Source organism: Alloalcanivorax marinus (assembly GCF_016785095.1).
Classification (GTDB): domain Bacteria; phylum Pseudomonadota; class Gammaproteobacteria; order Pseudomonadales; family Alcanivoracaceae; genus Alloalcanivorax; species Alloalcanivorax marinus_A.
The window spans coordinates 72344-85561 of the sequence record NZ_JAEKJB010000006.1; the positions used below are offsets into that span (position 1 = coordinate 72344).

Consider the following 13218-nt stretch of genomic DNA (forward strand, 5'->3'; position numbering starts at 1 on the left):
CCGAAACCGCCGGGACAGGGCGTCTTTCCGGGCCGTGGCTCAACCGGTTTTTCCTTGCACTTCAGCCGGTTGTGGCGCCCGCCGAGCGGCCGGCGGCGCCTTGGCACGGGTTCTGCTCAACAGCGGACGAGCCCCGTTCCGTGATGGGGCCGGAAAACAACAACGCAGCGAGGAGAACATCATGACCCCGACCCCCACCGCGCAAGCGCGGCAATGGCTCGACGCCTGGAACCATGCCCTGCGGGGCGATAACCCCGCGGACGCCGCCGGGCTGTTCGAGGACAACGGCTTCTGGCGAGACCTGGTGGCCTTCACCTGGAACCTGAAAACCGCCGAGGGCGTCGACCAACTGCGCGCCATGCTCGACGCCACGGTGGCCTCCACGGTGCCTTCCGACTGGGCCGTGGACGGCGAGGCCAGCGAGGCTGACGGCGTGGTCGAAGCCTGGATCACCTTTGAAACCCGGCTCGGTCGTGGCGAGGGCCATCTGCGCCTGCGCGATGGCAAGGCCTGGACCCTGCTCACCACGTTGAAGGAGCTGCGCGATTACCCGGAACCACGGGGCAGCAACCGGCCCAAGGGCGCCCGCCATGGCGTGTTCAAGGAACGCCGCAGCTGGCTGGAGGAGCGCCAGGCGGAGCAGACGGAGCTGGGCTACCGTCGCCAGCCCTACTGCGTGATCATCGGCGGCGGCCAGGGCGGCATCGGCCTGGCGGCGCGGCTGCGGCAACTGAACGTGCCCACCATCGTGGTGGAGAAGAACCCGCGCCCGGGGGATTCCTGGCGCAATCGCTACAAATCCCTGTGCCTGCATGACCCGGTCTGGTACGACCATCTGCCCTATCTGCCGTTTCCCGATAACTGGCCGGTGTTTTCGCCCAAGGACAAGATCGGCGACTGGCTGGAGATGTACACCCGGATCATGGAGATCAACTACTGGGGCAGCAGCGAATGCACCGGCGCCCACTATGACGAACAGGCCGGCGAATGGCGGGTGGAGGTGCGCTGCGACGGTGAAACCGTGACCCTGCGGCCCAAACAGCTGGTGCTGGCTACCGGGATGTCCGGCATGCCCAATGTGCCGGACATCCCGGGCATGGACAGCTTTGAAGGCGAGCAGCACCACTCCAGCCAGCACCCCGGCGGCGAAGGCTACGCTGGCAAGCGTTGCGTGGTGCTGGGCGCCAACAACTCCGCCCACGACATCTGCGCGGCGCTCTGGGAGCATGGCGCCGATGTCACCATGGTCCAGCGCTCCTCCACCCATGTGATCAAGTCCGCCACCCTGATGGATCTGGTGCTTGGCCCGCTGTATTCCGAGGAAGCGGTGGCCAGTGGCGTCACCACCGAACGGGCTGATCTGACCTTCGCGTCCATGCCCTACCGGGTGATGCCCGAGTTCCACATCCCGGTGTACCGCCAGGTGGCCGAGCGGGACGCGGATTTTTACCAGCGCTTGCGCGACGCCGGCTTCATGCTCGATTTCGGCGAGGACGGCTCCGGCCTGTTCATGAAGTATCTGCGCCGGGGCTCCGGTTACTACATCGACGTGGGCGCCTGTGACCTGGTGGCCAGCGGCGATATCAAGCTGCGCAGCGGCGTCGGCATCGAGCAAATCAACCCGCGCTCGGTGACCCTCACCGACGGCGTCGAGCTGCCCGCCGACCTGATCGTCTACGCCACCGGCTTCGGCTCCATGAACGGCTGGGCGGCCCGCATCATCTCCCAGGAGGTGGCCGACAAGGTGGGCAAGTGCTGGGGCATGGGTTCCGGCACCACCAAGGACCCGGGGCCCTGGGAGGGCGAGCTGCGCAACATGTGGAAGCCCACCGCCCAGCAGGGGCTCTGGTTTCACGGCGGCAACCTGCATCAGTCCCGGTTCTATTCCCACTTCCTGGCCCTGCAGCTCAAGGCGCGGATGGAAGGCCTGGAAACGCCGGTGTACGGGCGCCAGGAAGTACACCACCTGGCCTGACGGCGCGACGCCAACTTCTTGACCTGGTGCAATGGCGGGCCGCGACGGCCCGCCTAGACTGGGTTCGGTATGTGCAAAAAGGAGAGCATCATGGAACTGAAAGGACGAGTCGCTCTGGTCACCGGCGGTGGCCGGGGCATCGGGCAGGGCATAGCCCTGGCACTGGCGCGTGCCGGCGCCGACGTGGCGGTGGCCGATCTGGACGCCGACATCGCCGCGCAAACCGCCGCCGAGGTGGAGGCCCTGGGCCGCCGCTCGCTGGCATTGCGGGTGGACGTCACCGACCCGGATTCCGTGGCCGCCATGGTGGCCGGCGTGCAGGATAAGCTGGGGCGCCTGGATATCGCGGTGAACAACGCCGGCATCATCAAGATCCAGTCCATCGAGGAGATAAGCGCGGAGGACTTCGACGCCATTCTGGCGGTGAACACCAAGGGGGTGTTTTTGTGCACCCAGGCGGCGGTACGCGCCATGCGGCCCAATGGCTGGGGGCGCATCATCAATGTGGCCTCGATCGCCGGCAAGACCGGCTTCCCGGATTTGTCCCATTATTCCGCCTCCAAGTTCGCGGTGATCGGTTTCACCAACGCGGTGGCCAAGGAAGTGGCTCAGGAAGGCATCACCGTCAACGCCCTGTGTCCGGGCATCGTCGGTACCGGCATGTGGCGCGGCGACAACGGCCTGGCCGGTCGCTGGCGGGAAGAAGGGGAGAGCGAGGAAGCATCCTGGGAACGCCATCAGAAGACGCTGTTGCCCCAGGGCGTGGCGCAGACCCCGGAGGACATGGGGCAGCTGGTGGTCTATCTGGCTTGCGCGGAGCACGTCACCGGGCAGGCAATCGCCGTGGACGGCGGCTGTACTCTGTAACCCTGCCTGGAAACGAACTGTTGTAGGGCGGTGGTAGGAGCGGCTTCAGCCGCTCCTACCGTCTCTGCAAGGTCACTCCTTGAACTGCGGTTCCTTGTTTTCGCCCTCGACGATAATGTCGGCGCGACGGTTTTTCTCGCGGCCTTCGGCGGTGTCATTGGGCGCCACCGGGCGGCTCTCGCCATAGCCCCGGGTTTCCACTTTATCCGGGTCGATGCGGTACTCCTCGATCAACTGTTTCTTCACCGAGTCGGCGCGGCGTTCGGAGAGCCCCTGGTTGTACTGCTCGCTACCGATGCTGTCGGTGTGACCCTCGATGCGAATCTGGCCCTTGGCGCCTTCGCGGGATTGCTGCGCCGCGTCGCGGACTTCATCGCTGAACTGGCCACGCACGTCGGACTGGTCGAACTCGAAGTAAATGGTCTTGATGGTCTGCTCGTTCACCATCTTGTAGATCTGGCAGCCGTTGGCATCGACGCGGGCGTTGGGCGCGGTGCCAGGGCAGTCGTCGCGATCGTCCGGCACGCCGTCGTTATCGCTGTCCGCCATGGAGATCACTTCCTCGGGCTGGTCATCCGCCTCGCGTCGTGCGTTTTCGCCCTCGCGCCCGCTGACCGCGAACATCAGATTCAGGCCGGCGTACACCTGGCCTTGCCAGAATTCCCGGTCGAGGCTGTAGGCATGGCGGGTGCCCAGGTCCAGCAGCACATGCTTGAACAGGGCACGTTGAATGCCCAGCTCCACGCCGGCCAGGGTTTCGTCGTTGTCGTTGACTTCCTGCACGCCGGCGTTGATGCCGGTGTAGGGCTCGAAGCCCAGGAAGCTGGTGCCGTCGAAGTGGTGGCGCAGGCTGGCGTAGTAATCGATGACCTCGGATTCCCGGTCGGTGTACTTGTGGTCAACGTCGTCGTTTTTTTCGTACCAGGCTTGAACCGACCATTTCGGGCTGAAGCGCCAGCCGATCTGGCCGCCAGGGAATGCGGAGTCATCCAGGCCGTCGACGTCGCCGGTCACCTGATTGTCGTAGAAGAAATACTCGCTGACGTGGCCGCCGATGTAACCGTAGCGGTCGGGGACGTTTTCCCCCGCCTGGGCGGACACCGCGATGAACAACGGCGAAAGCACGGCGGCGGTCATTATGGACTTCTTCATGGCAAGCTCCTTTGCAAAAACCGAATGCGGAATAGCCCTATATTAAAAGGGAAAACAGGAGCAATTGGGTTGAAGAAACGTAAACAACGGGAAAATGTTGGTTTGTCTTTTTTTTATAAAATTATTTTTTTTTGTAAAAAAAGAAGGGCTTTTTATAAAAGCCGAAGGAGTGGCGGCCCCATCGGCGGCCATTTCGCGACTGAAGTCGCTCCTACAAGACGCGGTAGGAGCGACTTCAGTCGCGATAACGGCTGGCCGCTTCAGTCGAGCTTGCCGGCCAGGCCGGAAGCGCGCCAGGTGCGCCGGCGCACGGCCTGGTCGAGCACCGTGGGCGGGCCGTATTCCACCAGGGTGAAAGCACGCCGGGCACGGGTGGCGGCGGTGTAGATGAGCTCCCGGGTGAGCAGCGGGTGGGGCCGGTCCGGCAGCGCCAGCAGCACATGGTCGAACTCAGAGCCCTGGGATTTGTGCACCGTCATGGCGTAGACCGTGTCCACCGCGTCCAGACGGCTGGGCAGCACCCAGCGTACCCGACCGTCCGGCAGTTGGAAGGCTACCCGCAGACCGTCCGGGTGGGGCAGGGTCAGACCCACGTCGCCGTTCATCAGGCCCAGTTGATAGTCGTTGCGGGTCATCATCACCGGTCGGCCCGGGTACCAGTCGTGGTCGCCGGCCAGGCCGTCGCGGCGCAGATGGTCGGTGATCAGCCGGTTGAGCCGGTCGACGCCGAACGGGCCGCCGCGCAGGCCGCTGAGCAGTTGCTGGCCGGTGAGCCGTGCGAGCAGATCCCGGGCCCGCTGGTCGGCCGCTTCCGGGTCGGCGACCGGGTCGGCGGCGTCGGTCACCAGCGCCCTCAGGCCTTCGCCGTGGGCACCGCCATGCAGCAGAAGGGTGGCGAGTTCGCCGGGATCGTCGCCATGGCGGCGCTCCAGGGTGGCGTGGCCGTGGTCGAACACCCGCTTTACCGCCGGCGCGTCGCCGGCGTTGATGGCGGTGGCCAGATCGCCGATGCCGGCGGCGTCCTGGAAGCGCCAGTTGCGGCGCAGCATGGCGGTCTGCTGGGCCAGGGCGCCGCCGTCGCCGGCCCAGGGCGACAGGTCGGCGCCGCTGGTGGCGCGGGCGTATTCCAGCGTCTCGGGGCGGTAGCGGCCCTGTTCGGCGTGGCGGCACAGATCCCCCATCACGGCGCCGGCCTCGACGCTGGCGAGCTGATCCTTGTCGCCGAGCAGGATCAACTTGCAGGCCGGTGGCAGGGCGTCCAGCAAGCTGGCCATCATGTCCATGTCGATCATGCTGGCCTCATCCACCACCACCAGGTCGGCATGCACCGGGTTGTGGCGGTGATGGCGGAAGTGGCGACTGTCCGGACGGGTGCCGAGCAGGCGGTGCAGGGTACTGACTTCGGTGGGGATGGCGTCGCGCACCGCCGGGTCCACGTCCAGGGCAAGTACCTGGCGCCCGATGGATTCGGTGAGCCGGGCGGCGGCCTTGCCGGTGGGGGCCGCCAGCCGGATGCGCAGGCGCTTGCCCTGATCCATGGCGAGCCCCTGGAGCAGGCCCAGCAGGCGTACCACGGTGGTGGTCTTGCCGGTGCCGGGGCCGCCGGTGATCAGGGTCAGGCCGGCGCGGGCCGCCAGAGCGCAGGCCACTTGTTGCCAGTCCGGTTCGCCATCGGCGGGCGGCTCCGGGAACAGCGCGCGCACTCGCGGTGCCAACAGGTCTGGCGGCGGCGCGTTGTCGTCCAGGCGCGCGCGGATGCGCTCCGCCACGGCGTTTTCCTGGGCCCAGTGGCGGCGCAGGTAGAGGCGGCGACCGTCGAACATCAGCGGCGCGCAGGCACGCTCCGTGTCCTGTTCGGCGCCGCTGACCAGCGGGCTGGCGTCGAGCGGGAGGGCCCAGTCGGTTACCGCGTCGGGGAGCAGCCCGGCCAGTTCCGGGGGGCGGCCCTGGGGCCACAGCCGCGCTTCCAGTTCCGGTTCATGCAGGTCCAGGCACAGATGGCCGGCGGCCAGCTGGCCGCTGGTGAGCGCCGCCAGCAGCAGGGCCGCCGGTTCCGCCTCCGGTGCCTGGCGGTGCAGGAATTCCGCCACCGCCAGGTCCAGGTCGCGCAGCAGGCCCTGGTCACGGAGCGCCGCCAGGGCGTCGCGCCAGGCGGGCGCGGTAAACAGATCAGCCTGCATCATGGCCTCCGGGTACGAACAGTTCGTCCAGGGCGGTGATCAGCCCGGTGGCCGGGCGCTCGAACACGGCACCGGCGTCCGGGCCGTGGAGACCGCGCAGGAACACATAGACGGCGCCGCCCAGGTGCCGGTCCGGATGGTAGTGGTCGCCGAGCCGGCCACGCAATAAACGGTGCAGGGCCAGCAGGTAGAGGGCGTACTGCACCTCGTAGCGGCTCTCCAGGATCGCCGTGGTCATGGTGGCGCGGGTATAGGCGCGTTCGTCCGGGCCCAGCCAGTTGGATTTGTAATCCAGCACGTAATAGCGGCCATCGTGCTCGAACACCAGGTCGATGAACCCCTTGAGCATGCCATTCAGGGTGTCCGCTTCCAGGCGCGGGCGCGGCACACCCGGGGCGATGTGCTCGCGGATCAGCCGGTCCAGGGCTTCCACCGAGACCCGGCGGGCCGGGAACAGGAACTCCATTTCCGGCACCGCCGTGGGCAGATCCGCGAGCGCCGCCCGGTCACCGCCCAGCTCGAAGGGCGTGCGCAATGCCGCCCGCCACCAGTCCTGGAGCATGTTCTGGTGATCCTGCCAATGGCGCGCCGCCAGACTTTCCTCCACGCGCCGGTCCAGTTCCTCCGGCGCCGCCAGGGTGGCGGCGAAGCCGTCGCGGCCGGCCTGTTCCAGCAGGTCGTGGAGCAGCAGGCCGGGCAGCGGCCCGCGCGGGAAGGCATGGATGCCCCGGGGCTCGATGTCGTCCGCCGCCGGCGCCGCCTCGCCATCGTGTTCCGCCAGCCGGTCGCCGCGCGGGTCCGAGGGTGCCAGGGTGTCGTCCTCCACCTGTTTGAGGGCGCTGTAACTGGCGATCCACCAGGTCTCCGCACGCCGGCCAGGGAAGCGGGCGGCGCCGCGCCAGGGCCGTTCCTGGTCGGCGGGGCGGTGCACGGTGTCGTTGTCCCGCGGCGGGGCGGTGACGCGCACGGCCTCGTCGGCCAGCGGCGCCAGGGCGGCGCTCAGGCCATTGTTGGCGACGCCGTCCGGGCCGAACAGCAGCCGGCCGATGGCGCTGCCTTCCAGTTGGTTGCGCTTGCCGTTGCCGCGCGCGTAGGGCGACAGCCCCAGCCAGCAGGCGTGGCGCGCCCGGGTCAGGGCCACGTAGAGCAGCCGCATGTCCTCGGCCAGGCGTTCCCGGTCCGCCAGGGCGCCGGCGGCCTCGTCCGGCTCCAGGTTGACCACCAGCTTGCCGTCCTGGTGATAGCGCAGCGGCGGCTTGCTGGTTTCCGCCGGGCGGAAGCCGCAGATGAAGGGCAGGAACACCAGCGGGTACTCCAGGCCCTTGGATTTATGAATGGTGATCACCCGCACCCGGTCGTCGTCGCTTTCCAGGCGCAGGATGCTGTCGTCGCCGCCGCGACCACCGTCTTCCACCGCCTCGCGCAGGTGGCGGATCAGCGCCTGCTCGCCGTCCAGCTGGCTGGCGGCCTGCTGCAGCAGTTCCGCCAGATGGAGCAGGTTGGTGAGCGACCGCTCGCCGTCCAGGGTCCGGCTGAGCCGCTCCGGCACCTGAAAATCCAGCAGCAAGCCGCGCAGCATGGGCAGCACGCCCTGGCGTTGCCACTGGTGCTTGTAGCCGTGGAAACGATCGACCATGGCTTCCCAGGCCCGTTCGTCCCGGTTGAGATGATCCAGAACCGGGTAAGGCTGGTCCAGGGTGGCGCAGGCCAGGGCGCCACGCACCCGGGCGTCCGCCTCCGGCGCCGCGCAGGCACTCAGCAGGCGCAGCAGGTCGGTGGCCTCCGGGGTGGCGAACACCGAGTCCTGATCGGACATATAGACGCTGCGCACCCGGCGCGCGGCCAAAGCCTGGCGGATCGCCGCCGCCTCGTTGCGGTCGCGCACCAGCACGGCGATGTCCCGGGAGCGCAGCGCGGTGAGTTCGCGATCGCCCCGGCGGAAGCCGGTGCGGCCGGCCTCGGCGCCGTTGAGCAGCCGCGCGATTTCGCCGGCGGCGCGTTGCGCCTGGCGGTGCCGGTAGGCGCCGCTGCTGACCGCCTTGTCGTCGTCTTCCACCCACAGGGTGAGGCCGGCCCGGGGCTCGCCATCGATTTCCAGATGCTCCTCGCGGCCCTTGGCGGTGACCGGCTGGAACGGAATCCGGCCGTCCATCAGGAACACATCCCCGGACAGCCGCTCGCCGTGTTCGAACAGGTTGTTCACCGCCGTGACCATGGCCTTGGTGGAGCGGTAGTTGCGATCCAGTGTGTGCTGGCTCTCGGTGTCGGCCCGGGCCGCCAGATAGGTGTGCACGTCGGCGCCCCGGAACGCGTAGATGGCCTGTTTGGGATCACCGATCATGAACCAGCCGATGTCCGCCTGGCCGGCGTACAGGGTCGAGAAGATGCCGTACTGCACCGGGTCGGTGTCCTGGAATTCGTCGATCAGGGCCACCGGAAACTGGGCGCGGATCACCCGCGCCAGGCGTGGGCCGTTGGCCGGGTCCGCCAGAGCGTCGCGCAGCCGGGTGAGCATGTCATCGAAGCCCATGGTGGCGGTCTGGCGGCGCATGGTCGCCACCCGGTCCTCGATCCAGGCGGCGGCGTGCTCCAGCAGCGCGGCCCGGGGCAGGGCATTGTCCTGGCGGCTTTCCAGCACCCGCTGCAGGGCCTCGAAGCAGGCCAGCTCCGGCACCTGGTCCTGGCCGGCCTTGGTCACTTTCAGGCCGTCCAGGGAAAAGCGCTCCAGGGCCTTGAGATCGTCCCGGTGGGTGCCGGGGAAACCCTCCGCGTAACGGGCCAGGGCGTCGAGCATGGCGGGTACGGAGCCGGCCCGGTAGCTGTTGCCGTTGAGCCACTTGTTGTCCAGGGCTTCGCCGACCCAGGCGCGCAGAGCCGGCAACTCGGCGGCCAGGGTGGCGCGGGCCTGGTCCTCAAGCCGGCGCTGCGGCGCCACCGTGTCCAGCCAGTGGCGTACCGTGTCCGGCAGGCCGGCTTCGCCACGGGCATGCCCGAACAGGGGCCGGGCGGCGGCCAGCAGCGCCTCCGGGCCGTCCAGGCCGGCGCCGCGCAGCGCCGGCGCCGCGGCTGCCGGGAAGCGGGCGATCACCGTGCGCCAGTAATCGCAGGCGGCGCGGAACTGCTCCTCGCTGGCATCCTCGTTGAGTTCCAGATTGAACAGGCTGCCGGAATCGAAGGCATGCTGTTTGAGCATGCGGTTGCAGAAGCCGTGGATGGTGTAAATGGCGGCTTCGTCCATCCATTGGGCGGCGGCGTCCAGGCGCCGGGCGGCGGCGGCGCGCTGCTCCGGGTCCGGGTAGTCGGCCAACAGCTCGTCGAGGATCGGGTCGGTGGCGACCGGGTCGTCGGCGAAGGCGCGGGCGGCCTCGGCGAGCCGGTCGCGGATGCGTTCGCGCAGCTCCTCCGTGGCCGCCTCGGTAAAGGTCACCACCAGGATTTCCGGTGGCAACAGCGGGCGCGGGAACGCCGCCTCGCCGCCGTGGCCGAGTACCAGCCGCAGATACAGGGCGGCCAGGGTGAAGGTCTTGCCGGTGCCGGCGCTGGCCTCGATCAGGCGGGTGCCGTGCAGCGGGAAGGTCAGCGGCAGGGGGCGTTCGCTCATTGGTCCTCCCCGGGCCGGCGCCATTGCACCTGGTCGAACAGGGGCCGGTAGAGCCGTTCCGCCCAGGCCGCCAGGGCCGGGCCGCCGTCTTCCTCGGCGGCCAGCAGGCTGTCGAAATCCGGCCAGGCCCGGCGCAGGGCGGCGTCCCGGTCCGCTTCGCCCACATGGCTGAAGCCGGACTCGAAGGCGGCGCGGGCGTCCAGTTCCTCGCGTTCCTTTTCCAGGCCGCCCAGCCAGGCGAAGGCGGTGTCGCAGGCCACTGGCAGGGGCCGGCACAAGCCTTCGGTCCAGCCCCGCGCCAGCGTCGCCAGATGGTCCCGGGCCGCATCCGCGCCCAGCGGTGGCAGCACCGCGCCGCCGTCCTGGGCCACCAGTTCGGTGGTCAGCGCCAGGCCCTCGGCGCAGGCCAGCAGGTGCACCGCCCAGGGCGTGCACAGCTTGCGCCAGCGGCCCTGCAGGCCGCCGGTGATCAGCAGCAGCCGGCGCGGGCCCTGGTCGCCGTCCAGCAGATCGGTGAGCCAGTCTTCCACGGTCAGGGTGCCCAGGGTCAGGCTCACTTCCCGCTGCGGCAGGGAGCCCCGGGTTTGTGCCAGGCTCTGGAAATAGGCGCGCAGGGGCCGGTTCAGCGGCAGGCTGAGGGACTCCCGGCTGGCCTCGGTGAACGGCGCCAGGGGCAGGGCGCCGCCGCCGGCCAGATGGTCCAGGGCGTCGGCCAGCGCTGCCTCGAAGCCGTCACCGCCGGCACGGCGCGCCGCTTCCAGCAGGCGGTCCTGGAGCTGCCAGCGGTCCAGGCCGTCCAGGGTGAACGGCTCGGTGTCTTCCAGGGTCTGGTGGTCCTGTTCCAGGCCCGCCTTGAGCCGCTCGCGGAAGAAATGCGCCACCGGCTGCTTGAGGAAGCGGCCCAGAGCCTCGGCGGCCAGCGGCTCGCTGTCGGCGGGGGGCGGCAGCGAGCCGGCGTCGGCGGCGTCCGGCGCCGGTCGGTGCAGGGGTTCCCATTCGCCGGCGTAGGTGGGCGGCGGCGCCGGCTCGCCGTCGGCGGGCCCGTGAAAATAGCGGGCGCTGAACGGCTGCAACGGGTGTTCCTCGGTAAGCCGTGCGCTGAGCGGCGTGCCATCCGCGCTGGCCCAGCGCTGGTCCAGGTGGTCGCGCAATTGCGCCACCAGCACCGAGGGCGGGCGCTCGCTATTGTCGCGGGCGTGGCGACCGCTCCAGCTTATGTAGAGGCTGTCGCGGGCGCTCAGCAGGGCTTCCAGGAACAGGTAGCGGTCGTCTTCCCGGCGCGAACGATCGCCGGGGCGGTACAGGCTGCGCCGCCGGCCATCGTCGCCGGGTGGGCCCCAGTGGCGCATCAGGTCGAAATCCATGGGCTGTTGCTGACGCGGGTAGTCGCCGTCCTTCATGCCCAGCAGGCAGACATGGCGGAATGGAATGGCGCGCATCGGCATCAGGGTGCAGAAATTGATGCGCCCGGCCATGAAGCGTTGCGCCAGGCTTTCCGCGTTGAGCGCGTCGAGCAGTGGCCGGCGCGCCACCGTGATCGGCAGCGGGGTATGGAAATCCGCCTGCTCGCAGGCCGCCAGCCAGTCGTTGAGGGCATCGCGCAGGCCGGCGTCCAGGGCCTGATCGTCGGTCTCTTCCGGCTCGAACAGATCGTCCAGCAGGGCGCCGAAGCGCTGTCGCCAGGCGGGTGGCGGCGCCGGTTCACGGAACGCCCGCCAATGGTGGTCCAGGGTGTCCAGCAGCCGCGCCAGGCGACCGGCCAGCTCGGCGCCCAGGCCGGCCACTTCGTCCAGAGGTTCGATGCCGCGCCACGCCGGGCCATCGCCGATCAGGTAACCGGCCAGCATGCGGCGCAGACCGAATGCCCAACTGTTTTGCTCGAAGCCGGGCAGGTCCAGGCTGGCGCGTTGACGCTCGTGCAGGCCCCAGCGAATGTTGGCCTGCTCGATCCAGCGGCTCAGTTGCGGCAGGGCGCTTTCCGGGATGCCGAAGCGTTGGCGCAGGGCGGGCACGTCCAGCAGGTCGAGGATGTCGGCGGCGGTGAAGCGCCATTGCGGCAGATGCAGCAGTGCTTCCACCGCGTTGGCCAGGGGCGAGGCGGCGCCGGCGCTGCGGTCGCTGAGCGTGTACGGCAGGTGGCGCGGGTCATCCCGTTCCAGGCGGCCGAACACGGCGTCGATGTGCGGCGCGTAGGTTTCGATGTCCGGCACCATCACGATCACGTCCCGGGGGCGCAGCTCCGGGTCGGCGGCGAAGCGCGCCAGCAGGGCGTCCTGAAGGATCTCCACTTCCCGCTGCGGGCCGTGGGCGATGCTGAATCGCAGGGAGCCGTCGGCGTGCGCCGGTGGGCGCTCCGCCGGCGGCGGGTTGGGCGCCAGCTCCAGCACGTCCTGCTGGAGTTGTCGCAGCAGGGTGAGCGGGCCGTCCTGGTCCAGGAACAGGTCGATCTGGTTCTGGAACGCGGCCTGGTAGTGGTCCGGGTCGTCGTGGCCGTACAGCAGGCCGATGAAATCGCGGCCCTGTTTGCCCCAGGCGGCCAGCAGCGGGTGTACCGGGTTGTCCGGCGGCACGCTCAGGTGGCGCCGCCGGGTGTCCAACTGGGCGCGCAGCAGGTGGCGGTCCTCGACGATGTCCGCCCAATAATGTTTGCAGGGATTCTGCACCAGCATCAGCACCTGGGCGTGGCGGCTGATCGCCGCCAGCGCGTCCAGGGCCTGCTGGGGCAGGGCGCTGATGCCGAACACCAGCACCCGGGGTGGCAGCCCCGGCGGCGGCGTATCGGTGTCCAGGCGCTTGATGAAGGCGTCGTGGATGGCGGCCCGGCTCAGGTGTCGCTGGCCCTCGGGCAAATCGGCGAGCAGCGCCCGCCACAGGGCCGGCTGCCAGTGCTGGCCCGGTGGCAAGTCGTCGGCGTCGCGGCGGTCCGGTGCCCGGCGCAGGCGATCGTCGCCGGCCTCCCAATCCGCCAGCCAGTCCGCCCGGTACACCTGGTAGGCGTCGAACAGATCGGCCAGCCGTTCCGCCAGCTGGTGGCGCTTGCGACCGTCGCCGTCGTCGTCGAGGAAATGACGCAAGGGCTCGAAGGCATCTTCATGGAGCAGGGTGGGCAGCAGCCGGTACAGACGCCACAGCAGGCGCGACTTGTCGAACGGCGAGGTGCGTGGCACCTGGTCCTCGCCGAGCACCGTGCGGTAGGCGCTCCACAGAAAGCGGGCCGGCATTTGGAAGCTGAAACCGGCGGCGATGCCCAGGGCCTCCGGCTCGGCCAGGTTGAGCTTGAGCCACTGGGCCATGCCGTTGGACTGCACCAGCACGGTCTCTTCCGCCAGCGGCGGCAGCGGATGGCGCTTGAGCCAGTCGGCGACCACGCCGGTGAGTGCTTCCAGACGGTTGCTGTGCAGCACCATCAGCCCGTTTTGCATGATATTCCCTGGGACGGCTTT

6 protein-coding genes are annotated in these 13218 nt (G+C 69.1%); 2 read left to right on the forward strand and 4 right to left on the reverse strand.

Features of this window, described 5'->3' with window-relative positions; genetic code table 11:
• The first annotated feature begins 181 nt into the window (after nucleotides 1-181).
• Nucleotides 182-1975 (forward strand): flavin-containing monooxygenase, encoded by a 1794-nt coding sequence (locus tag JF515_RS06025; protein ID WP_203102019.1) that lies wholly within the window; start codon nucleotides 182-184, stop codon nucleotides 1973-1975.
• A 90-nt stretch (nucleotides 1976-2065) separates the two neighbouring features.
• The gene (locus tag JF515_RS06030; protein ID WP_203102029.1) at nucleotides 2066-2842 is read left to right on the forward strand and encodes an SDR family NAD(P)-dependent oxidoreductase; all 777 of its coding nucleotides are present in this window, start codon (nucleotides 2066-2068) and stop codon (nucleotides 2840-2842) included.
• 72 nt (nucleotides 2843-2914) lie between these two features.
• Here the strand turns inward: JF515_RS06030 and JF515_RS06035 are convergent, their stop codons facing one another.
• The 4 genes from JF515_RS06035 to recC form a co-directional block, all read right to left on the reverse strand.
• Nucleotides 2915-3994, reverse strand: a complete 1080-nt coding sequence (locus JF515_RS06035; protein WP_203102031.1) for an OmpA family protein — start codon at nucleotides 3992-3994, stop codon at nucleotides 2915-2917.
• Nucleotides 3995-4254: 260 nt separating this feature from the next.
• Nucleotides 4255-6177: an exodeoxyribonuclease V subunit alpha gene (gene recD / locus JF515_RS06040; RefSeq protein ID WP_338015175.1), complete on the reverse strand. Its 1923-nt coding sequence runs from the start codon at nucleotides 6175-6177 to the stop codon at nucleotides 4255-4257.
• Entirely contained in the window at nucleotides 6164-9775 is a 3612-nt protein-coding gene (gene recB, locus JF515_RS06045; RefSeq protein ID WP_203102041.1) for an exodeoxyribonuclease V subunit beta, read from the reverse strand. Before recB ends, recD begins: the two co-directional genes overlap by 14 nt.
• Entirely contained in the window at nucleotides 9772-13197 is a 3426-nt protein-coding gene (gene recC, locus JF515_RS06050) for an exodeoxyribonuclease V subunit gamma (protein WP_203102043.1), read from the reverse strand. The genes recB and recC overlap by 4 nt, the downstream gene beginning before the upstream one ends.
• Between the last annotated feature and the right edge of the window lie 21 nt (nucleotides 13198-13218).

What these genes read in the sequence shown, in the direction of transcription:
- JF515_RS06025 (WP_203102019.1), top strand. Translation starts at nt 182, where the DNA reads ATGACCCCGACCCCCACCGCGCAAGCGCGGCAATGGCTCGACGCCTGG.
- JF515_RS06030 (WP_203102029.1), top strand. Translation starts at nt 2,066, where the DNA reads ATGGAACTGAAAGGACGAGTCGCTCTGGTCACCGGCGGTGGCCGGGGC.
- JF515_RS06035 (WP_203102031.1), bottom strand. Translation starts at nt 3,994, where the DNA reads ATGAAGAAGTCCATAATGACCGCCGCCGTGCTTTCGCCGTTGTTCATC.
- recD (WP_338015175.1), bottom strand. Translation starts at nt 6,177, where the DNA reads ATGATGCAGGCTGATCTGTTTACCGCGCCCGCCTGGCGCGACGCCCTG.
- recB (WP_203102041.1), bottom strand. Translation starts at nt 9,775, where the DNA reads ATGAGCGAACGCCCCCTGCCGCTGACCTTCCCGCTGCACGGCACCCGC.
- recC (WP_203102043.1), bottom strand. Translation starts at nt 13,197, where the DNA reads ATGCAAAACGGGCTGATGGTGCTGCACAGCAACCGTCTGGAAGCACTC.